Source organism: Bradyrhizobium sp. AUGA SZCCT0182 (genome assembly GCF_018130185.1).
Classification (GTDB): Bacteria; Pseudomonadota; Alphaproteobacteria; order Rhizobiales; family Xanthobacteraceae; genus Bradyrhizobium.
Map to the genome: position 1 here is coordinate 125,869 of NZ_JAFCLY010000004.1, position 20,641 is coordinate 146,509.

The 20,641-nt window shown below is 56.7% G+C and carries 18 protein-coding genes; 16 read left to right on the forward strand and 2 right to left on the reverse strand.

Annotated elements, in window-relative coordinates:
- The first annotated feature begins 74 nt into the window (after positions 1 to 74).
- Positions 75 to 1,439, forward strand: coding sequence for a dihydroorotase family protein (locus JQ611_RS06650; protein ID WP_212464897.1), 1,365 nt, complete (start codon positions 75 to 77; stop codon positions 1,437 to 1,439).
- 4 nt (positions 1,440 to 1,443) lie between these two features.
- Here JQ611_RS06650 and JQ611_RS06655 read toward each other — a convergent pair whose 3' ends face one another.
- Entirely contained in the window at positions 1,444 to 2,331 is an 888-nt protein-coding gene (locus tag JQ611_RS06655) for a LysR family transcriptional regulator (protein WP_212464898.1), read from the reverse strand.
- A gap of 523 nt (positions 2,332 to 2,854) precedes the next feature.
- Between JQ611_RS06655 and JQ611_RS06660 the strand changes: the two genes are divergently transcribed.
- From JQ611_RS06660 to JQ611_RS06710, 11 genes are all read left to right on the forward strand, one after another.
- Positions 2,855 to 3,727: a branched-chain amino acid ABC transporter permease gene (locus JQ611_RS06660; RefSeq protein ID WP_212464899.1), complete on the forward strand. Its 873-nt coding sequence runs from the start codon at positions 2,855 to 2,857 to the stop codon at positions 3,725 to 3,727.
- Positions 3,724 to 4,662 (forward strand): branched-chain amino acid ABC transporter permease, encoded by a 939-nt coding sequence (locus tag JQ611_RS06665; RefSeq protein WP_212464900.1) that lies wholly within the window; start codon positions 3,724 to 3,726, stop codon positions 4,660 to 4,662. The genes JQ611_RS06660 and JQ611_RS06665 overlap by 4 nt, the downstream gene beginning before the upstream one ends.
- Positions 4,659 to 5,465 (forward strand): ABC transporter ATP-binding protein, encoded by an 807-nt coding sequence (locus JQ611_RS06670; RefSeq protein WP_212464901.1) that lies wholly within the window; start codon positions 4,659 to 4,661, stop codon positions 5,463 to 5,465. Before JQ611_RS06665 ends, JQ611_RS06670 begins: the two co-directional genes overlap by 4 nt.
- A 2-nt stretch (positions 5,466 to 5,467) precedes the next feature.
- Complete coding sequence (locus tag JQ611_RS06675) at positions 5,468 to 6,172, forward strand: ABC transporter ATP-binding protein (protein ID WP_212465032.1); 705 nt, start codon at positions 5,468 to 5,470, stop codon at positions 6,170 to 6,172.
- 334 nt (positions 6,173 to 6,506) lie between these two features.
- Positions 6,507 to 7,568, forward strand: coding sequence for an ABC transporter substrate-binding protein (locus JQ611_RS06680; protein WP_212464902.1), 1,062 nt, complete (start codon positions 6,507 to 6,509; stop codon positions 7,566 to 7,568).
- A 66-nt stretch (positions 7,569 to 7,634) separates the two neighbouring features.
- Positions 7,635 to 8,861 (forward strand): bifunctional glutamate N-acetyltransferase/amino-acid acetyltransferase ArgJ, encoded by a 1,227-nt coding sequence (argJ, locus tag JQ611_RS06685; RefSeq protein ID WP_249132981.1) that lies wholly within the window; start codon positions 7,635 to 7,637, stop codon positions 8,859 to 8,861.
- 396 nt (positions 8,862 to 9,257) lie between these two features.
- Positions 9,258 to 10,262 carry an LLM class flavin-dependent oxidoreductase gene (locus JQ611_RS06690; protein ID WP_249133005.1) on the forward strand — a complete coding sequence of 335 codons (1,005 nt, stop codon included), beginning with the start codon at positions 9,258 to 9,260 and terminating at the stop codon, positions 10,260 to 10,262.
- Between the two features lie 625 nt (positions 10,263 to 10,887).
- Positions 10,888 to 12,012 carry a Re/Si-specific NAD(P)(+) transhydrogenase subunit alpha gene (locus JQ611_RS06695; RefSeq protein WP_212465033.1) on the forward strand — a complete coding sequence of 375 codons (1,125 nt, stop codon included), beginning with the start codon at positions 10,888 to 10,890 and terminating at the stop codon, positions 12,010 to 12,012.
- 19 nt (positions 12,013 to 12,031) lie between these two features.
- Positions 12,032 to 12,349 (forward strand): proton-translocating transhydrogenase family protein, encoded by a 318-nt coding sequence (locus JQ611_RS06700; RefSeq protein ID WP_009398926.1) that lies wholly within the window; start codon positions 12,032 to 12,034, stop codon positions 12,347 to 12,349.
- A 43-nt stretch (positions 12,350 to 12,392) separates the two neighbouring features.
- Complete coding sequence (locus JQ611_RS06705) at positions 12,393 to 13,790, forward strand: NAD(P)(+) transhydrogenase (Re/Si-specific) subunit beta (protein WP_192736793.1); 1,398 nt, start codon at positions 12,393 to 12,395, stop codon at positions 13,788 to 13,790.
- 291 nt (positions 13,791 to 14,081) lie between these two features.
- Positions 14,082 to 14,894, forward strand: coding sequence for an enoyl-CoA hydratase/isomerase family protein (locus JQ611_RS06710; RefSeq protein WP_212465034.1), 813 nt, complete (start codon positions 14,082 to 14,084; stop codon positions 14,892 to 14,894).
- Positions 14,895 to 14,984: 90 nt separating this feature from the next.
- Here JQ611_RS06710 and JQ611_RS06715 read toward each other — a convergent pair whose 3' ends face one another.
- Positions 14,985 to 15,929 (reverse strand): ketopantoate reductase family protein, encoded by a 945-nt coding sequence (locus tag JQ611_RS06715; RefSeq protein ID WP_212464905.1) that lies wholly within the window; start codon positions 15,927 to 15,929, stop codon positions 14,985 to 14,987.
- A gap of 233 nt (positions 15,930 to 16,162) precedes the next feature.
- On the opposite strand from JQ611_RS06715, the gene JQ611_RS06720 reads away from it, so the two are divergent.
- The 4 genes from JQ611_RS06720 to JQ611_RS06735 all read left to right on the forward strand — a co-directional run bounded on the left by JQ611_RS06720 (position 16,163) and on the right by JQ611_RS06735 (position 20,592).
- A complete protein-coding gene (locus tag JQ611_RS06720; protein ID WP_212464906.1) occupies positions 16,163 to 17,848 on the forward strand; it encodes a hypothetical protein in 1,686 nt (561 codons plus the stop codon).
- 141 nt (positions 17,849 to 17,989) lie between these two features.
- A complete protein-coding gene (locus tag JQ611_RS06725; RefSeq protein ID WP_212464907.1) occupies positions 17,990 to 19,045 on the forward strand; it encodes an ABC transporter substrate-binding protein in 1,056 nt (351 codons plus the stop codon).
- A 7-nt stretch (positions 19,046 to 19,052) separates the two neighbouring features.
- Positions 19,053 to 19,823, forward strand: a complete 771-nt coding sequence (locus JQ611_RS06730) for an ABC transporter permease (protein WP_212464908.1) — start codon at positions 19,053 to 19,055, stop codon at positions 19,821 to 19,823.
- A gap of 1 nt (position 19,824) precedes the next feature.
- Positions 19,825 to 20,592 carry an ABC transporter ATP-binding protein gene (locus JQ611_RS06735; protein WP_212464909.1) on the forward strand — a complete coding sequence of 256 codons (768 nt, stop codon included), beginning with the start codon at positions 19,825 to 19,827 and terminating at the stop codon, positions 20,590 to 20,592.
- Positions 20,593 to 20,641 lie beyond the last annotated feature (49 nt).

The window sequence follows — 20,641 nt, forward strand, 5'->3', positions numbered from 1 at the left end:
CGCTCTCGATTGATGCACTTTCGATGAGGCTGAAATAGTATAAGAAACGACACATTAAGCGGAAGGAAATCGCGGTGAGTGACTTTGATCTCGTTCTTCAAGGCAACGTTGTTCTTGCCGACCAGGTGAGAGAGGGGTGGGTCGCCGTGTCCGATGGGCGCGTGGCATTGTTGGGAAGTGGAGCCCCGCCTGCCGCACGCGAGCGGCACGGACTAAAAGGTGCGTGGATATTCCCAGGCGCGATCGACGCTCAGGTCCACTGCAGAAGTCAGAAGAATCAAGAGGGCTTCGAGAAGGCCACAAAAGCCGCGGCTGCAGGCGGTGTGACCACTATCTGCGATATGCCCTTTGACGAAGATAACCTGATTTGCAACGTGCAACGATTTGATGCCAAACGAGCCGATGCAGAAGCTGAAGCTCACGTTGACGTTGCGTTGTTCGCCACGATCGATCCCTCCGTCGGAATAGATGTGATCCCGGAAATGGCGACCGCAGGCGCATGTGCATTCAAATTCAGCACATTTGAAGCCCATCCGACGAGGTTTCCCCGAACACCAACTCCCGTGTTGGTGGAGGCGTTTCGCAGTGTTGCGCAGACCGGACTGATTGCCTGCGCGCACAACGAGAACCAGGAGGTTATCGCCGACATGTTGGCGCGGGCCGCCAAGGCCGGGATGACCGGTCCGGAAGTGCACGCATATACACGACCGCCGATCAATGAAGCCCTGGCGATGCTAGAAATCTACGAAGCTGGCGTTGCTTCCGGCGCTCACGCGCATGTTGTACACTGCTCGATAAGCCGCGGCATCGAAATCTGCGAGGCTTACAAGCGTCAGGGACATCCGGTAAGCGTCGAGGTGCTTTTGCCTTTCCTTTTCCTCACGGAAAAGGACGTGGCGAAGCATGGCGCCAAGGCAAAGATCAATCCTCCTGTGCGCACGGCTGACGAACGAGAGAAGCTTTGGCAGCATGTAGTCGCCGGCCAGGTCGACCTCGTGTCTACCGACCACGTCGCCTGGTCCGCTGACCGAAAGTCAAATCCGGAGATGCTTAAGAACAATTCGGGATTCCCCGGCCTTGAGCTTCTGCTGCCGCTCTTCGTCACGGGGTGCCTGGAGCGCAACGTCAATCTGGCGGTTGTCAGTCGTTGCCTGGCTTTCAATCCTGCCCGTCATTTCCGGTTTGCTTCGAAGGGAGCGCTGGAGATTGGGCGTGACGCGGACATTGCTGTTGTTGAGCCGTCGGAATGGACCTATGATCCGACGGCCGGCGTGACCTGCGTCGATTGGAGCCCGTATATCGGTCGGAAAATGAAGGCGCGCGTCGCTTCGACGTGGCGCCGAGGAGAACTGGTGTTCGACGGATCGAATGTTCGATCGAAGCCCGGAAGTGGCAAGTTTGTCAGGCCGTTTCTGGGAAGCCGCCTGCCCAACCGATGACGATTTAACCCGTCTCGTTGAGCGCGGAGCGAATGTCAGTGACGATCAATTTTGCCAGCTTTGACAGTGGGCGATCGCTGGCATGGACGATGAACGCGCCAATCGAGATCGCGGGCAACAGCGGTTTCACAACGACGTTGGGTGAGGTTAGAGTTCTTGCTGAATACTCGTCAACAATGGCGAGTGGTGCACCACTTTCCACCAACGCGCATGCCGTAGCGCAAAAGCGGGCTTCGATACCCCAAGATAATGGTTCTCCCAGCGCCGCTACCGTCCGGTCGATTAGGTCACCCAGGACTGTTCCTCGTTCGAGGCGGACGATACTTACGCCTCTCAGATCAGAAATCCTTATCGCGTTTTGGCTCGCGAGCGGGTGGTCGTGGCGCACGACACATACAAGTTGTCCACGATGGACCGGGACACCGATGAGATTCGGGTGTTCTCCGAATTCCAGCACCAGTCCAATTTCGGCAACGCTACGCGCAACGTGATGAAAGATGGTCTCTCGTTCGCGGATATCGATTGAGATCCTGATGCCGGGCCGCCTAGCTGCAAAAGAGTGAATGGCTTGCGGCAGCACCGAATTGCCAAGGCTAGGCGTCGCCGCGATCCGGAGCGAGCCAAATCGGCCTTGCTTAAGGTCCTCGACTTTTCGCTGCAACGATCCGAACAGCAGGAAGATGGAGGAGCTTTCAGCATAGAGCGACAGCGCCTCTTCGGTCGGGATAAGGCGTCCGCGCACCCGCTGGAACAGCTCCATTCCCAACTGGTCCTCGGTGTGCTGAATCAGCAGGCTAACGGCCGGTTGGCTGATTTGCAGCAAATGCGCGGCCCCCTTCGTCGTCCCTGTTTCGACAACAGCGCGGAATACTTCGAGTTGGCGCAGCTTCATGTCTTGTCTCAAACCATCTGGCCCATGCACCACGTGCAGCGGCTCAACCTATCGAAAATTGGCAGATCACTAACGAACGAGCCTAAACGGCAATGGTATGCCAAGGCAAACTGTATACGGTAATTTTATATCTCTAGTCGGTTTTTTATTGGCGTCTTTGGGAGCGATTTGAGACAGATAGAGGCGTGATATACCCGTTATCCTGCATGAGCAGACTTGGCCGCCGCTACAATTCGGACCGGCATCACAAGTCTAACAGCGCAAATCGCGAGTTCGCCAGGAAGCGGAAGCGGTGATCGAAAAGTCGAGGGCTGCCGTTGACGCGGGCGTACGGTAGTTCTGAATGTTCACTAGGACGGGGGATCCGCTCCATGAAAAATTGGCGTGAGGTCATGACGCGTTCTAAGACTATAGAGGCGGCGCGGGTTTTGCTTAGGCCGTCCTTTAATCGTCGATAACAAGAAGAAATTGTGGTCAGCGTGGTGCAACGCGCGATCTTCAGACCGCTTCTGGGAGTCTCGATGTGGTAGATCTCGTTCAACTTCTCATCGCCGGCATCACGGTCGGTGTCGTCTACGGTTTAATCGCGTTGGGATTCTCAATTATCTGTAACGCCTCGGATGTCATCAACCTCGCGCAGGGCGAGTTCGTGATGATCGGTGGTATGGCGACGGTTTCGCTACTGGCGCTAGGTTTTAGTCTGCCGATTGCTGTTCTGTTGGCGATAATTTGCGCGATTGCAGTTGGTTTGATCTTCGAGAAGATTGCGATCGAGCCCGCGCTTGGATCCGGCACTACCAATCTCATTATCATTACAATCGGTTTATCGATTTTGTTGCGCGGTGCGGCCCTTCTTCTTTGGGGCAAAGATTTCCACTCGATCCCAGCATTCAGCGGTGTCGAGCCGGTCCGTTTTTTGTCGGCATCCGTGGTGCCTCAGACATTCTGGATCTTGGGGGTTACCTTGGTCCTCGTTGTTGCACTTTGGGTATTCTTCAGCCGATCTAAACTTGGAACGGCTTTCCGCGCTGTCTCAGACAATCCTGTCGCGGCAAGGATCGTTGGAATTGAGCCGCGCTTTATCATCACCCTTGCTTTCGGTCTTTCAGCAGCAGTTGGGGCCACTGCCGGCATTCTCGTGGCACCGGTTACTTTGACCTCATACGAGGTCGGGATCATGCTGGGATTGAAGGGGTTCAGCGCCGCAATTTTGGGTGGGTTGCAAAGTCCATTTGGTGCCTTCCTCGGCGGGATTGTCTTTGGTGTCATTGAGACGCTCGCGGCAGGCTACATTACTTCGGCCTACAAAGACGCAATCTCCTTCCTCGTTATCTTGCTTGTCATCTTTGTTCGTCCGCAGGGCTTTTTTGGCGGCGCTGTGAGGCATCGCGTATGAGAACCTTTGTTGAGCGTTTCGGTCCGATAGCGACGCTAGTTCTGATTGTCGCTTGTTTGCCTGTGTTCCTCCCAAATAGCTTTTACGTCGAAGTCGCGATCCTCATTGCGGTGAATGCGATTGTTTGCGTTGGTCTCAATCTGCTCTTTGGTTATGCCGGGCAGATCAGCTTGGGCCATGCCGCCTTTTTCGGTCTCGGAGCTTACTCATCGGCGCTGATTGCCATGCAGGGGATTCCATCGCTCCTGGCTATTCTCCTTGCTGTCCTGGGCGTGGCTGCCTTCGCCTATCTGATTGGGCGACCAATTCTAAAGCTGGCCGGACATTATCTTGCGATGGCAACGCTCGGTATTGGGTTGGTCGTCTGGACGTTCTTTTCGCGTGAGATCAGCTTGACAGGCGGTCCTGATGGAATGGCGGTTTCACCGTTCCGCATTGGGGGGCTTTCGATCACCACTCATATGGCGTGGTACTGGATAATTGGCAGTACGCTTGTTTTGACGGTGGCCTTCGCTGAGCGATTGGTGAGATCGCCGATCGGCAGGGCGCTGCGCGCTATTCGCGGATCGGAAGTTGCAGCGAAAGCCAGTGGCATCGACGTAGCCGGTTACAAAGTCTTTGTGTTCACGTTGTCGGCTGTACTGGCGAGCCTGGCGGGAAGTCTCTATGCAATGTTTGCGCAGTTCATCACTCCAGCGGAGGCAACATTCTTCCGTTCAGTCGAATTCGTTACGATGATAGTGCTTGGAGGTTTGGCGTCGATTTACGGTGCGGTCGTCGGTGCGGCGATATTGACGTTGCTGCCGCATCTTTTCGCACGTCTGCATGACTATGAGATGGTTGTAATCGGAGCGATTCTTGTTCTCTGCATGGTACTCCTCCCGCAGGGGTTGGTCCCGACTATCGCCAAGTTTGTAAGGGAACGGCGTCGATGACGAACGATTGCGTTCTTAAGATTGAAGGCGTCACCAAGCATTTCGGCGGCGTCTATGCTTTGACGGACGTTAGCTTCGACGTCAAGGCGGGGCACGTCCAGGCCATTATTGGTCCGAACGGAGCTGGCAAGACGACGCTCCTCAACGTGATATCTGGCATCAATCAACCGAATGCCGGGCGGGTCATTCTCGAAGGCAAAGACGTGACCGGGCTGCCATCGAACAAGTTGGCTGAAGCCGGTGTGGCGCGTACGTTTCAAACGCCTCAGATCTTCCAGCACATGACGGCTTTGGAGAACGTTGTTGTCGGTTCGCATTTGTTCACGGATCGCAATCTTCTGACGTCGATTTCGAATACGAAGGGGTTCCGGCAAAGCGAAGCGGAGCTTTTTCGGTTTGCTAAACAGTTGATGATCGACGTTGGTCTTGAGCACCGTATCAATGAGCATGCGTCGCAAATGCCCTATGGCGAGTTGAAGCGCTTGGAAGTCGCGCGTGCGCTGGCGCTGCATCCGAAGCTGCTGTTGCTGGATGAGCCTGCAGCTGGCCTAAATCACTCAGAGTCCAGTCAGATTGGCGCGATTATCCGCGGGCTGCCGAGCAAGGGTGTTACGCCTATTCTCATCGAACACGATATGAAACTGGTGATGAAGATTTCGGATCGTGTTCAGGTTCTTGAGTCCGGGCGTACGCTTTCGAATGGTACACCGGATGAAGTTCGGTCTGATCCTAAGGTTATTGACGCATATCTTGGAGCGGCGGACGAAAACGAGCTCTCTCTCAATGAGAAAAGGGTGGGCTGATGTTGCTTCGCTTGCAAGGAGTGTCGGCGCGCTACGGAGCAGTTGAAGCGCTGAAGAACCTTTCGCTCGAGGTCGGCGAAGGTGAACTTGTCTCGTTGATTGGCGCCAATGGTGCAGGCAAAACAACGACGATCCGAGCAATTGCGGGACTTTGTCACGTTTCGGCAGGGGATATTCAGTTTGATGGCCGCAGTATCAGCAAGCTCTCCACGGCCAAGCGTGTCAGCAGCGGCATCTGTCAGTCGCCGGAAGGGCGCATGGTCTTTCCGACGCTCTCCGTTGACGAAAATCTATCGATGGGCGCTTACAGCCGATCTGACAGCGACATTGAGGGTGACCGCGCCAAGGTTTACGAGCTGTTTCCCGCTCTGTCGCAAAAGAAGTCGCAGTCGGCGGGCTTTCTTTCAGGCGGCCAGCAACAGATGCTCGCGATCGGGCGGGCATTGATGGCTCGTCCTCGGCTTCTTTTGCTCGATGAGCCCAGCATGGGGGTCGCGCCGCTGCTCGTGAAGGAGATCTTTCAAAAGATCGTGGGGTTGAGAAAGTCGCGAGGCCTGTCCATTCTTCTTGTTGAGCAGAATGCGCAGCTAGCCCTGTCGATTTCGGATCGCACGTATGTCCTTGAGGCTGGCCGTCTGTTTCTGGAAGGGTCCTCAAAGGATCTCGCCAAGAACCCCACCATTCGCTCCGCATATCTCGGGTTGTAGGCCAAGCTCGAGCGGCATCGTTGGCTAGTTCGGGGCCCTTCAGCGCACACTTGTTTTACAGGTGCATCAAAACGTTGCGATTCGCTAACATCCTATATGTAGCGCTTATACGCAGACCCCTCTTTTTTACTGGACGCCGTTGGCTCGATTCCAGAGACTTGTTGAAAAGAAAGCCAGCGGCTTGCTGGTTCGAAGTGCGAATAGGGTTCGGTGTTGTAGTTTAGACAGGGGGATTGTTATGAGCTGGAAAACTTGGATTGCGGGAACTTGCGTCGTATCAAGCATTGTGACGTCGGCTCTTGAAGCTGCGTACGCTCAGACAAAGGAGCCTCTGTTGTTGGGCGGAACGTTCTCGACAACGGGACCCGTATCGTTTCTTGGCGATCCTGAACAAAAGGCCGTTGATCTCTGGGTCAAGAAGACTAACAACGAGGGCGGCATCAACGGTCGCAAAATCAAGTTCACATGGTATGACGACGGTGGCGACGCCAGGAAGGCGACCGCAAACGTTCGTCGACTGATCAATGATGACAAGATAACTGTGCTTGTCGGTGGATCGACGACCGGAGCGACGATGGCGATAGCTCCGATCGTTGAAGACGCAAAGATTCCATTCGTATCGGTCGCCGGCGGCACGGTGATCACGACACCGCCGAAGAAGTGGGTGTTTGCGTCGTCCTTCACTGACCGCCTTGTGGTCGAAGGCCTGTTTGCTGACTTCAAGGCGAAGAACTTGCTGAAGGTCGGCCTACTCTCCGGACCGGGCGGCTTCGATCAGTCATGTCGCGGCAGCGCGAAGGCCCTGGCGCCGACCGTCGGCTTGACGATTTCTTCGGACGAACTGCATGGCGATGGCGACACAGACATGACGGCGCAGTTCTTGAATATCCGCAATGCCAATATCGACGTTGTGCTTTACTGCGGGTTTGGCACGCCGACCTCAATTGTCGCACGCAATCATAAGCGTCTCGCTATCAAGCAGCCGCTCTATATGACGACCGGAGCGGCTTCAAAGCAGTTCATTAAGGGCGCCGAGGGCGCTGCTCAAGGCGTGAAGCTTGGCGTATCGGCTGTTCAGATTTCGTCCCAGCTTCCCAACGGACATCCGCAAAAGGCGGTAACGGAGGAGTTCATTAAGCTGTACTCAACCGCGTTCGGTGGCGAGGTGTCGCTGTTTGCGGCGGCAGGCTACGACGCCGGCTTGATTGTCGGAGACGCGCTGGCCCGCGCTGACAGCGTAAATTCGGAAAAGGTTCGCGACGCCATTGAGACAATCAAAGGCCTCAAGGTGATCGACGGAACATTGAACATGAGCCCCGAAAATCATCTCGGTCTCGATGCCTCCGGCCTCATGTTGGTCGAGGTTGATGGCGATGACTTCAAGCTTTTGAAATGAGGATCCGGCGGCTGCCGTGGCCGATATGGCTGCGGCAGCCGTTTGTCTTTCGAGAATTGTTGAAGAATGGTGATCGGAGTGAAGCGCCCCCCAGCACGAGAGATCAAGGAGATGCCAGCGATCGCCGGTGTTGGCCTCGCGACTGCAAAGGCGGGCATTAGATATCCGGATCGCTCCGATGTCATGCTCATGTGCATGTCGCCGGGCTCCTCGATCGCGGGAGTTTTCACCACGTCGCGCACAGCGTCCCCACCTGTGAAGTGGTGTCGAGAAAACCTTAAGGGAGGGGTGGTTCGCGCGATCGTCGTTAATTCGGGCAATGCGAACGCGTTCACCGGCGCGACTGGTCGCGAGATTGTACGAGAAACCGCAGCTCAGACCGCCGAGCTCCTCAATTGCAGTGCTTCAGAAGTTTTCGTTGCATCGACGGGCATCATCGGCGAGCCGCCACCGCTCAGCAAGCTTCTGCAGGCATTGCCAGTCCTGGCTGGTAGCATTGCTCCAACCAAGTGGATGGAGGCCGCAACAGCCATCCGTACCACCGATAGCTATGAGAAGGTCTCGACCAAGACCATCAAGTGCCTTGACGAGACGGTGACAATTAATGGGATTGCAAAAGGCGCTGGCATGGTCGCCCCGCAGATGGCGACGACGCTTGCGTTCATTGCAACTGATGCTGCGATCGAGCACTCGGTCCTTCAGAACTGCCTGCGGAGCGCGATTGACAAGTCCTTCAACTGCATTTCGATCGATGGCGACACATCGACGAGCGACACCATCTTGATGGTCGCGACTGGTGCGTCAAAGGCTCCGCTGGCGAAGGATGAACAATTTCTGGCGGCCTTTCAGAAGCAGCTCGATGAGCTCTGTCTTGAGCTGGCGCTTCAAGTTGTTAGCGATGGCGAAGGCGCAACGAAGCTCATCGAGATCTCCGTTTCGGGCGCTTTGGATGCTGCTGCTGCGCACCGCGTCGCGATGAGTATTGCCAATTCCCCTCTCGTCAAGGCGGCCATTGGTGGAGGCGATGCGAATTGGGGTCGCATTATTATGGCGGCTGGCAAAGCCGGTGTCGAGTTCGACCAGGCGGCCTTGAATTTGAAGATTGGCGGGATACCTGTCGCTAGCAAGGGTGAAAAATTAGACGGTTTTCATGAGAATCAGCTGTCTACTCATATGAAGCAGAGCGCGATCCTTGTTGAGTTGGACTTAGGACTTGCGCAGGGAAAAGCTACAGTTTGGACTTGTGATCTCACGGAAGAGTATGTCCGTGCAAATGGATCCTATCGCACTTAAACGGGGCCGATCAATGGCTCCATCATGTTCCACCTGCTAACCGATACACGGGTGAATGCACGGCTACAGTTTGATTTGGCACTTAGGTCAACGGTGCAATTCGCGAACTATAATTTACGGTAATGCCGCTCACTAAACTCGAATTCGACATTCGAGCTGAGGTCAATTAGGTAATAGAGAGAATGGCCGGGTCTCTTTTTGATGGAGACCCGTATGTAAACAAATGAAGACGCCGGGTATCCGAGGGGATGTTTAAGTTGAATGGTGCAGCGCGCTCAAAACGTCAGCTTGGCCCCAAATAGTTGACCGTCTAGTCCAGTGCGCCCAGGGAGCGCATGCGGAATAGCGTTTTACGAGAACCACACAAACGCAAGATTGGAGAAACAAGTGACTTCCATGAAATTCGGAATCAACTTCATGCCGACCGCCCCAGCGATGGAGGTCGTTGAGTGGGCGAAAGAGGTCGAGCGTGGCGGCTTCGATTTGCTCGGCATCGCGGACTCTCAATCAATTTGCCGCGATGTCTATGTGACTCTGGCGATGTGTGCGGCCAACACGGAGCGCCTACGCTTCGGTCCACGCGTCATTACACCGCTCACGCGCCATCCTGCCGTAGCCGCGTGCGCGGCGGCGACACTGGAAGAGCTCGCACCGGGACGAACGATGCTGGCAATTGGCACCGGGGACAGCGCCGCCTTCAATCTCGGCCTCAAGCCAGCGACACTTGGTCAGCTAAGTGAGTATGCGGTTGCGATCCGTGAACTGATGACATCCGGGACCACGGTGTATCAGGGTAAGAAAGCCAGATTGACATGGGGCCATTCGCCCGTGCCGATCTTTTTGGCAGCTTCCGGACCTAAAACCCTTCACCTGGCGGGTCTGATTGCCGATGGGGTCGTCGTTCGAACGGGCATCACGCCCGACATCATCCGGGATTCGATCGCGCACATCCATGCTGGCGCTCGCGAGGCAGGTCGAGACCCCTCGTCCATCGACATATGGTGGTGGCCCGATGTCAATATTGCAGGGACTTATCGCGAGGCGGTGACTGAGATCACTATGTCATTAGCGGCGGCTGGTAATCACATGACCCGCTTCACGACAGAGGGAAAACACATCCCGCCCGAACTCCTGCCAAAGCTCCAGGAATTGGGCAAGCGTTATGTTTTCGAAGAGCACGTTGCGGTAGGAAGTGCCAACTGCCGCCTGATTGAGGAGTTAGGTCTGATCGATTATCTCGCCGACCGGTTCGCGATTGTCGGAACCGAAGCCGACTGTGTTAAGAAGCTTGAGGCCGCTGCTGAAGCGGGTGCAAATCAGATATGGATAGGATTGCATTTCGGCGATAAGCATCGGTTCATGCGCGAGTGGGCGGCAAAGATCATTCCCGCATTCAAGTGAGATGGACACGACCGTCTGCATTGGACAGTTCGGTTGGATTGAACGAGCGGCGTTCTGATAGGTTGAAGCGGTCTTCCCGGAGCAGACCGCTTCAAGGCGTCTCGGTTAGCTGGCGTGTCAATTTAGCAGATCTTGCAATGACAGCCTCGTAGCCGCATTGTGCCCCGCCGTTCACATCAATTCGGCGTGATTTATGAAGCATCGGTCGGTTGAGAACAGATCGACCGGTGCTGTCCGATCAACTTATCGATCCGTGGCGAGTCGAGAGCCGAGCGAAGGCTATTCGTCAGCTTTGCTGTGGCTGCGACCCGCTGCAGGGAGGTCGGAGTGCAATGCGTTTAAGATCGATCATGACGAGATCAGCGCAGTAACCCACCTGATCTCCAATCTGATCAATGCGGTGGGAGAGCTCGTATGCCGCTACGACCCGGCAACACGGTGATCGTAGATGGCTTATTGTTCAACGAGGCTTCAGTGTTTGGCGCTGCTCGGCTCCTACATCAAACGTATTAGGCGCACGGTCAGCGAATATCAAATCGATATAGGCCGCCATAAAATCTAATTTGCCCGCGCAGAGCCGGTGCGTTTACGTAACGGACTATTTAGGGCGGAGTAGTCTGTGACTATAAGAATTGCGATTGCCAAGGAAATCGATGCAGCGGAGCCGCGTGTCGCGGCGACTCCTGATAGCGTCAAGAAGTTCAAGGCGCTGGGCGTCGATATCGCGATCGAGCCGGGAGCGGGCGTCAAGTCGGGCCTGCCCGATTCCGAATTCACCGCGGCCGGCGCTACCGTCAGCGCCGATGCATTGAAAGATGCCGACATCATCATCAAGGTGAAGCGGCCGGAGGCGAGCGAACTCTCCCAGTGCAAGCGCGGCGCGCTGGTAATCGCCATCATGGACCCCTACGGCAACGAGGCGGCGCTGAAGACGATCGCGGATGCCGGCGTTTCTGCCTTCGCGATGGAATTGATGCCGCGCATCACCCGCGCGCAGGTGATGGACGTGTTGTCGTCGCAGGCCAACCTCGCCGGCTACCGCGCGGTGATCGAGGCAGCTGAGGCCTTTGGCCGCGCCTTCCCGATGATGATGACCGCGGCGGGCACGGTTCCCGCGGCAAAAGTGTTCGTGATGGGCGTCGGCGTCGCCGGCCTGCAGGCGATCGCGACCGCGCGCCGGCTTGGCGCCGTCGTCACCGCAACCGACGTGCGGCCCGCCACCAAAGAGCAGGTCGAAAGTCTCGGCGCCAAATTTCTCGCGGTCGAGGACGAGGAATTCAAGAACGCCCAGACCGCCGGCGGCTACGCCAAGGAAATGTCGAAAGAGTATCAGGCCAAGCAGGCCGCGCTGACCGCCGAGCACATCAAGAAGCAGGACATCATCATCACCACCGCGCTGATCCCGGGGCGGCCGGCGCCGCGTCTGGTCTCGGCCGACATGGTGAAGTCGATGAAGCCCGGCTCGGTTCTGGTCGATCTCGCGATCGAACGCGGCGGCAATGTAGAGGGCGCCAAGCCCGGAATCGTCGTCGATGCCGATGGCGTCAAGATCGTCGGCTACACCAATGTCGCCGGCCGAGTCGCGCAGTCGGCCTCGAGCCTTTACGCCCGCAACCTGTTTTCCTTCATCGAGACCATGGTCGACAAGCCGAACAAGGCGCTCGCGGTCAATTGGGACGACGAACTGGTCAAGGCCACCGCGCTGACCAGAGACGGCGCCGTCATCCATCCGAACTTCCAGCCTAAATAGCCAGCCCAGGAGAGCCGCCATGGATCATATTGCACAGGCCGTCGATCCCTTCGTGTTCCGGCTGTCGATCTTCGTCCTTGCCGTTTTCGTCGGCTATTTCGTGGTCTGGTCGGTGACCCCCGCGCTGCATACGCCGCTGATGTCGGTGACCAACGCGATCTCGTCGGTGATCGTGGTCGGCGCGCTGCTCGCGGTCGGCGTTCCCATGATCTCGAGCGGCTCAGGCTGGGCGCGCGGCTTCGGCTTCATCGCGCTGATCTTCGCTTGCGTGAATATCTTCGGCGGCTTCCTTGTCACCCAGCGCATGCTGGCGATGTACAAGAAGAAGGTAAAGTGAGCGGCGTGCACCTCGGGGTGGCGAAGACAATAGGGGACCTGAGATGAACGCCAATCTGGCTGCATTATTGTATCTCGTGGCGGGTGTGCTGTTCATCCTGTCACTGCGCGGCTTGTCCAGTCCGGCATCGTCCCGCCAGGGCAATTTGTTCGGCATGGTCGGCATGGCGATCGCGGTCGCGACCACGCTCGCCAGTCATCCGCCGGCGGACGGCCTCGCCTGGGTGCTGGTGATCCTCGGCATCGCCATCGGCGGCGGCATCGGTGCCGTGATCGCGCGGCGGGTGCCGATGACCTCGATGCCGGAACTGGTCGCCGCCTTCCACTCGCTGGTCGGTATGGCCGCGGTGCTGGTGGCCGCCGGCGCGTTCTACGCGCCCGAAGCGTTCGACATCGGCAAGCCCGGGCAGATCCACGCCGCGAGCCTGATCGAAATGTCGCTCGGCGTCGCGATCGGTGCGCTGACCTTCACCGGCTCCGTGATCGCGTTCCTGAAACTGTCCGGCCGCATGAGCGGCGCGCCGATCATCCTGCCGGCGCGCCACATCATCAACATCGCGCTGGCTCTGGCGCTGGTGTTCTTCATCTTCGGCCTGGTGCGGTCCGGCAGCGCTCTCGACTTCTGGCTGATCACGATCATCGCGCTGGTACTCGGCGTGCTCATGATCATTCCGATCGGCGGCGCCGACATGCCGGTCGTGATCTCGATGCTGAACTCCTATTCCGGCTGGGCCGCGGCCGGCATCGGCTTCACGCTCGGCAATTCCGCACTGATCATCACCGGCGCGCTGGTCGGCTCGTCGGGCGCGATCCTGTCCTACATCATGTGCCACGCGATGAACCGTTCCTTCATCTCGGTCATTCTCGGCGGCTTCGGCGGTGAGACCGCGGCGGCCGGCGGTGGCGGTGGCGAGCAGAAGCCCGCCAAACTCGGCTCGGCCGACGACGCGGCCTTCATCATGAAGAACGCGCAGAAGGTGATCATCGTGCCCGGCTACGGCATGGCGGTGGCGCAGGCCCAGCATGCGCTGCGCGAAATGGGCGATCTGCTGAAGAAGGAGGGCGTCGAGGTAAAGTACGCCATCCACCCGGTCGCGGGCCGCATGCCCGGCCACATGAACGTGCTGCTGGCCGAAGCCAACGTGCCCTATGACGAGGTGTTCGAACTGGAGGACATCAACTCCGAATTCGCCCAGGCCGACATCGCCTTCGTGATCGGCGCTAACGACGTCACCAATCCGGCGGCCGAGGACGACAAGACCTCGCCGATCTACGGCATGCCGGTGCTGCAGGTCTGGAAGGCCGGAACCGTGATGTTCATCAAGCGCTCGCTGGCATCGGGCTATGCCGGCATCGACAATCCCTTGTTCTATCGCGACAACACCATGATGCTGCTCGGCGACGCCAAGAAGGTGACCGAGAACATCGTCAAGGGGATGTAGACTGCATTTACAATCAGCTGAAGAAAGTGAGGCACGCGGTGCCAGCTAACATGGATGGTTCGATTGAGTTGGAGGTTCCAAAAAGTCTTGTTTGGGAAAACTTGAACTATCCTGACGACCTCAGACAATGCATTCGCCGGATGCGAAAGCCTTGAGAGAGACGGGATGTCGGTTTACGGGCGGTTGCTAAGCAAAATCAGACCGGTTTCCGCGCGTTTCACGGGTGCAGTGTCCACGTTTCATCGCGCGGATGGCCGGCGCTAAAGCAAAGTAGAATCAGCGAGATTAATGATGGTCAAGTATACGGATATCGGCGTCGAAACCAGGGGTCACATCGGCATTATCGAGCTTCAGAAGCCGCCACTGAACTTCTTCGACGCGGTGCTGATCCAGCAAATCGCGAATGCGCTTGATGAGTTTGATGCCAACGTCGACATCCGGGCAAGCGTTCTCTGCGCGCAGGGCAAGGCGTTCTGCGCCGGTGCGGACTTCAAGGATCCGAACCGTCAGGAGACTGTTGCAAGCGAAGCGGCTAAGCAGGGCGATCCCGCCGACAACCTGGGTTCCATCAGCCACCTATACATTGAGGCTGTCCGTATCTATCGGGCCAATAAGCCGGTCGTAGCCGCCGTGCATGGTGCAGCCATCGGCGGCGGTCTCGGCCTTGCAGTATCCGCGGACTTCCGCGTCACGTGCCCCGAAGCACGCTTCGTCGCAAACTTCACGAAGCTCGGCTTCCACCCGGGGTTTGGCCTCACCGTTGCGCTTCCTGAACTGATCGGCAAAAATAACGCTGAACTAATGTTCTACACCAGCCGTCGCGTCACCGGCGAAGAGGCGTACCGTATGGGCCTTGCCAACGTACTGGTGCCGCAGGATCAGGTCCGAGCCGAAGCCCTGAAACTCGCTAACGAGATCGCTGAGTGTTCACCGCTCGGCCTGATCTCAACGCGAGCGACAATGCGCGCCGAACTCGCTGACCGCATTCACAAGGCGACTGAGCACGAGCTTAAGGAGCAAACTTGGTTGCGCTCGACAGAGGATTTTAGAGAAGGCGTCAAGGCGACGGCCGAGCGCCGGACGGCAACGTTCCGCGGATGCTGACCAAACGAACGCCGTCATTGAGCTTGTGGACTCGCAGTTTGTTCGGCTCGAGGAATTGGGTACGCGCTCTCAGCGCTGGTGAGGGATATCTTACCCACGCATTGGATGGTTAGTTTCGGAACGATTAGGGCCGTTAACGAACGGCTTGAGCATCGCATACGCCAAGCTGTGGAAAGGCGTCGGAATACTGTGGGCCTTGGCCAGCCGAACCAATTCTCCGCTTATCCCCTCAAGCTCGAGGCGCTTTCCGGCGTCTAGATCGAGCCTCATCGAAGCAACCGCGGTCGGAGGAAAGCTTTGCAGAAACTTCAGCGCATTCTCTGCCATATCATCGGGGAACTTTATGCCCTCCGCTTGACCGACCGCAATCACCTCTGCGATCGATTGTCTCACATATTGGAGAATGCCTTCGTCGTGGTAAACAACCCCGGCGGGCAGTCGCGACAAGCAATTGATCGCCGCGCCGGTCGCAAGTCCGACAAACTTCATCCAAAGAATTTTATCGATTTCGGGAGAAATCGAGGCATCGACGCCGACGCTCCTCCAAATGTCCACCATAGCTTGCGCGGGGGCCGGCACTTCGCATTCCGGATTTCCGAGGATAACGCGTTCCGCCCCGCCATATGAAATACTGAGTGGTTCGTCGATGCGTGTCACTGAGAAGACTGGTCCGACAGCGATTTTGGAGGGCGGCAGGATGGCCTTAAGATCTCGAAATACATTGATACCGTTCTGGATGGCCACCATAGAACCTGCCGGCCTCAAGGCTGGCAGGGCGGCCGTAGCCGCTGCCTGCAGATCGTAAAGCTTGACGGCCAGAAGGATGGCATCGACATCTTCGATCTCCCGGATGTCGGCCACGGCATTCAGGTTGTCCAATGAAAAGGGCAACCTTCCGTGCGCAATCAGTGGCCCAGATTTCAAAGCCTCCAGCCTGGAACCTCGGGCGACGAACGTTACGTCGGCGCCCCCGAGCTTCAACCACCCTCCATAGAGTAGACCGATGGCACCCGATCCCATGACCGCAACCCGCATTGCTCCTCCTTTTCTGCATTTGCAGCGATCAATCGAGCGTGCACTGCAGCACAAAGCTCAAACCCTCGAGGGGGGTTTGCCGGCCAGCCCCTTTCGGGAGAATATCGTTCCCTGGCTGATGACGAAAAAAGCGGCCCGGGATGCTCGGCAATTGATCAATAGGAGACGTTGCTTCGACCGCGTAAGTTTGAAACGGTGCCTATTCACCGGTAGTATACCGTACCGAACTTTCGATGCCTGAGCTGAAAATGCCGCATGCTCCTTCATCCGTCGTGGAATCCACGCCTACAGCTCGCGTGGATGAACCTGCGCGCGCTGAGGACGCGGCGCTACGCAGCTCACTCGGTGCGCCGAGCCGTGAAGACGTATTGTCGCAGCTATCTAAGATTTTGCAGTCCGCGAGCTTCGGTGGTGCGACACGAACGAAGGGTTTCCTACGGTATATCGTGGAAGAGACGCTTTCGGGAAATGGACACAGGCTCAAGCAGTACAGCATCGCTACTTGCGTTTTGGGAAGAGACAGTGAATTCGACCCGGAAGCGGATCCTGTGGTCCGTCTGGAGGCTGGGAAACTCCGGCGCGTGCTTGAGAATTACTATTTGCGCGAAGGATCAACCGATGTCGTAGAGATATCGGTCCCGAAGGGCAGCTATATTCCGTCGTTCAGATTTCAATCGCGTCGGTCCGAACCCGCGTACTCGGCGAACTCAACGAAACTTCAGCCAGACGCAACTCGAATGATCGTCGTGACGCCCAGTGGGCCGTTTGAAAGCAACGATTGTCGAAGTATTACGACGGGACTGTTTGAGCAATTGGTGGTTGAACTCGCCCGCTACAGTGACGTGTCGGTCGATTCTTGCGACGGCGCTGCGTTGTCGGCGGGCGGAAGAGTTACTCCGATCACTCTTGGACGAGAATCTAACGCGCGCTTCGTGATAACGAGTGGAAATCGACAGAGCGGCACGAAAGTTCGCGTAACCGTTCGCCTGCATGATGCGCAGAGCGAGTCGATCATCTGGACGGAATCGTGCGATTTTGACGTCGCTCAGGATTCCATTATGGAACTCCAGGACAAAGTAGCTCGGCGAGTGGCTGCCGATATTGCCGATTACCACGGAGTGATAGGTCGCTTGCTAAGCTTGCAGTCGGTTTGCGCCGAAGGCGAAGCATGGTCTGTGCAGAACGCGATTCAGAAGCATCGATATTTGGCTCGTGTCACCAACGAGAGTGTGTATCGAAGGGCTCGCTCCGATCTGGAGCATGGCATCAACGTGGCTCCCTACAATGCGATGATGTGGGCGGCTCTCGCCCACACTGTCTTTGCTGGAAATATCCTTGGCTTTAGTGACGATGCAGATTGGCTAAGTCTAGTCGATAGATATGCGCAACGGTCATTTGAGTTGGATAGAAAATGCGCTTTTGGTCATGTCGTCGCAGCGACACTTGGCGTTTATCACCGCGATCGTGAGGGGGTGATCGAAACTTGCCGTCACATCATGGAAGATAATCCTCACGCGCCAAGCACACGATTGAGTGCGGGATTCTTCCGATCGTTGGCGGGTGATTGGGATGCCGGTGAGCAGATGATTTCTTCGGCGCTTGAAATGATCACCTATCCGCCGGGGTGGGCGTTTCGAACGACTTTTTTAAATGCCTACCGGCAAAAAGATTACAACCGGGCGCTTTACGAGATCAAGAAATACCCCGCGGCTGAGCAGTTTACGCCCCCATTGCTGAAAGCGGCCGCGTTGGGGCAGCTCGGTCGTAAGGATGAAGCTCAACTGGCGATCGCCGAGGTATTCCGAATCTGCCCGCAGTTCGTGAAGCTTTCCGAGAGGTATTTCCGCTATCTTTCGTGTTTCGATCCTCTATCGGATCACTTGAAGGAGGGGCTTCATAACGGTGGTCTCTCGCTCTGAGACGCAAATACCGTTCCGCTCCTGCCGCCGGTCTGACTTTCAGGCTTCCGTAGCATACTTTTCCCGACGGTAGTGCACCTTCCGTGAACCGGCGGGATGCCTTCTAGTTCGTAGTTCGGCCTCAAGGGGCCCGTTCAGGAAATGAGCGGCTCGGCAGCAGATGCTCCGGCGCAACGAAGCGAAGGTGAACCCATGATCAAGTCTACCCTGCAGGCGCTTCTGTTTTTGGTCGCCGCTCTGATCTCTTTTGATGCCTCTTTCCCAGTTCTCGCCCAAGACTTTAAAGGTGAGGGCGGCAAGGTCCGTATCCTTTCGTTTCCGACCGGGAATGATTATCCGTTCCGGACGATCACCAAGCTCGGCCTGGACAAAAAGTACGGTTTTGAACTTGAAAACGTTGCAGTCCAACCCGGGGGAGCCGCGGTCACCGCTTTGCGCGCTGGCGCCGCAGAGGGAGGACTCATGAACTGGCTCGAGGTAGCGCGTGTTCGCGCGAACGGAGACCAGATCACGGCCGTTCTGCCCTTTATCAAGATGCCAAACGTCTGGGTAGCGCCTAAGAACTCGACTGCAAAGGACCTTCCTGGTCTAAAAGGCCTTAAAGTGGGTACCTACAATCGGTTTACCCCGGAATGGGTTCTCTATCTCGCGGTGGCAAAATCGAAGTATGGCTACGATCCGCGGTCGGAAAGCACAGTCCAAGAGGCGGGCCCGGGGCTCCTTCGTGGCCTTCTGGACCAAAAGCAGCTCGACAGCGCTTTTATCTTCTACAATCTCGCGATGCCGATGGTTGCTACAGGAGAGTACAAGATCCTGTTCACGAGCCGGGATCTCCTTGAGGGCCTGAATATTCCGACCACCATTATGCTGACCTCCGTCGCATTCCGGGAAGAGTACATTCGCACTCACCCAAAAAACGTAAGGGCGTTTGTGCTCGCCTATCAAGAGGCAGTGCAGTATCTGCGTAAGAACGACGAGATCTGGACGGAGCTGTTAGCGAAGCAGTCCATCACTGATCCAAAAGTCGTTGATCTGATGCGCGACTGGAGCCGTGACGTTACTCTCGAGAAGTTCTCTGACGACCCAATGTCGGAGACAAAGAAGCTTTTTGATACGCTTTACGCTGCTGGTGGAAAAGAGGCGACGGGTATCGATCAACTGCCAGCTGGCATTTTCAATACAGAAATCTCGAAGTAAGTCGCTCATGACTGGAATGTTTAAGAGCGATGTCTCGGTCAAGGCTGCATCGATCGGCTTGTTACTGCTCTTGTGGTATGCTGCAGCGCTGCTCCCGGCAAAGCCGATCTTTCCGCCGCCACATGTTATACTCGGCTACCTCATCCAAGATTTGCAGGGGCGGGTCATCTGGGAGCATCTGGTTATTACGTTGACCAGGATTTTTCTGAGTTTCGCCCTGGCTATGGCTGTTGCCGTCCCTTTCGGAATCGCGCTCGGCTTCTCATCGCTGGTGCAAAGGCTCTTCGGATCGTGGGTCACTATCGGATTGATGACGCCAAGCCTAGTCTTCATCATTCTTGCCTACACGTCCATGGGCCTGAACGAAGCGGCGGCGGTGATTGCAGCAGCCTTGTCCGTCGTCTGGGTTCTGACGATCAACATCTGGGAAAGCGCGAAGGCCGTTGATCCGAAGCTGATGCAAATGTCACGCGTATTTGGCCTGGGCACGTACCAGATCGTCAGGCGGGTTACCCTGCCTCAGCTCGCCGCGCCTCTGATGGCATCGGGACGTTTTGGCCTCGGCCTGATCTGGAAAATGGTGCTGTTCGTCGAACTCCTAGGCCGGAGCAACGGCATAGGATATCAGATTGAATACTACTATCAGCTCTTCGATCTTGGGCGAGTTCTCGAATATACGGTTTTCTTTGTGTCGATCATGCTCCTCATCGAGAAGGTAATCGTAGGTAGTCTTGAGCGCCGGCTGTTCCGATGGCGCCCTTCTGTTAGGATTGCTTGAGATGTCCGTATCCATACGCATCGAAGACCTCTGTAAGGACTTTCCGGCAACCTCGCATGGCTCATCTTGGCGGGCACTGGAGCATGTCAACGTCTCGGTTGAACCGGGAGAGTTCGTGACCATCCTGGGTCCCTCGGGATGCGGGAAATCGACCCTGCTCAACGTGTTGAGTGGGCTCGATACCGATTTCCAGGGCGGCGCGGCGATCGAAAGGGATGGTCAACGTACCAAGAAGGCGCGGATCGCCTATCTCTTTCAAGAGCCTCGGCTGCTTCCCTGGCGAACGGTTCGATCGAATATCGAGTTTGCCATGGATGCCGTAGGCATTCCCAGCAGCGAATGGGCCGGTCGATGCACCAAGTGGATCGAGCTCGTTGGCTTAAATGGATTTGCCGACTTCTATCCGCTTCAACTCTCGGGCGGGATGCAGCAGCGGGCCGCCATCGCGAGGGCCTTTGCGGTCGATCCGGAAATACTCCTGATGGACGAGCCCTTCAGTGCGCTCGACGAATTGACCGCACGCCGGATGCGCCAGGAATTGTTGACCCTTTGGGAGGCCAACCGCCGTACGGTGCTTTTCGTCACTCATAATTCGCTTGAGGCGGTCTATCTTTCTGATCGAATCCTCATCATGAAAAAGGGGCCTGGCAGCTACGTTTGCGATGAAGTCAAGCTGGATCATCTGGCGCGGCCGCGCCGGTACGACGATCCGGCCCAGTACGAGACGCAAAAGGACGTGTTGCAGAGATTGATGAAATTCGTGTCTTAGTCGTTGCCTGGCGCAAGGCGTTTTCCCGTCGTGAACGTCGCTGGGGTCC

What these genes read in the sequence shown, in the direction of transcription:
- JQ611_RS06710 (WP_212465034.1), top strand. Translation starts at nt 14,082, where the DNA reads ATGGTCAAGTATACGGATATCGGCGTCGAAACCAGGGGTCACATCGGC.
- JQ611_RS06725 (WP_212464907.1), top strand. Translation starts at nt 17,990, where the DNA reads ATGAGCGGCTCGGCAGCAGATGCTCCGGCGCAACGAAGCGAAGGTGAA.
- JQ611_RS06665 (WP_212464900.1), top strand. Translation starts at nt 3,724, where the DNA reads ATGAGAACCTTTGTTGAGCGTTTCGGTCCGATAGCGACGCTAGTTCTG.
- JQ611_RS06730 (WP_212464908.1), top strand. Translation starts at nt 19,053, where the DNA reads ATGACTGGAATGTTTAAGAGCGATGTCTCGGTCAAGGCTGCATCGATC.
- JQ611_RS06720 (WP_212464906.1), top strand. Translation starts at nt 16,163, where the DNA reads ATGCCTGAGCTGAAAATGCCGCATGCTCCTTCATCCGTCGTGGAATCC.
- JQ611_RS06700 (WP_009398926.1), top strand. Translation starts at nt 12,032, where the DNA reads ATGGATCATATTGCACAGGCCGTCGATCCCTTCGTGTTCCGGCTGTCG.
- JQ611_RS06690 (WP_249133005.1), top strand. Translation starts at nt 9,258, where the DNA reads ATGAAATTCGGAATCAACTTCATGCCGACCGCCCCAGCGATGGAGGTC.
- JQ611_RS06655 (WP_212464898.1), bottom strand. Translation starts at nt 2,331, where the DNA reads ATGAAGCTGCGCCAACTCGAAGTATTCCGCGCTGTTGTCGAAACAGGG.
- JQ611_RS06670 (WP_212464901.1), top strand. Translation starts at nt 4,659, where the DNA reads ATGACGAACGATTGCGTTCTTAAGATTGAAGGCGTCACCAAGCATTTC.
- argJ (WP_249132981.1), top strand. Translation starts at nt 7,635, where the DNA reads ATGGTGATCGGAGTGAAGCGCCCCCCAGCACGAGAGATCAAGGAGATG.
- JQ611_RS06705 (WP_192736793.1), top strand. Translation starts at nt 12,393, where the DNA reads ATGAACGCCAATCTGGCTGCATTATTGTATCTCGTGGCGGGTGTGCTG.
- JQ611_RS06715 (WP_212464905.1), bottom strand. Translation starts at nt 15,929, where the DNA reads ATGCGGGTTGCGGTCATGGGATCGGGTGCCATCGGTCTACTCTATGGA.
- JQ611_RS06735 (WP_212464909.1), top strand. Translation starts at nt 19,825, where the DNA reads ATGTCCGTATCCATACGCATCGAAGACCTCTGTAAGGACTTTCCGGCA.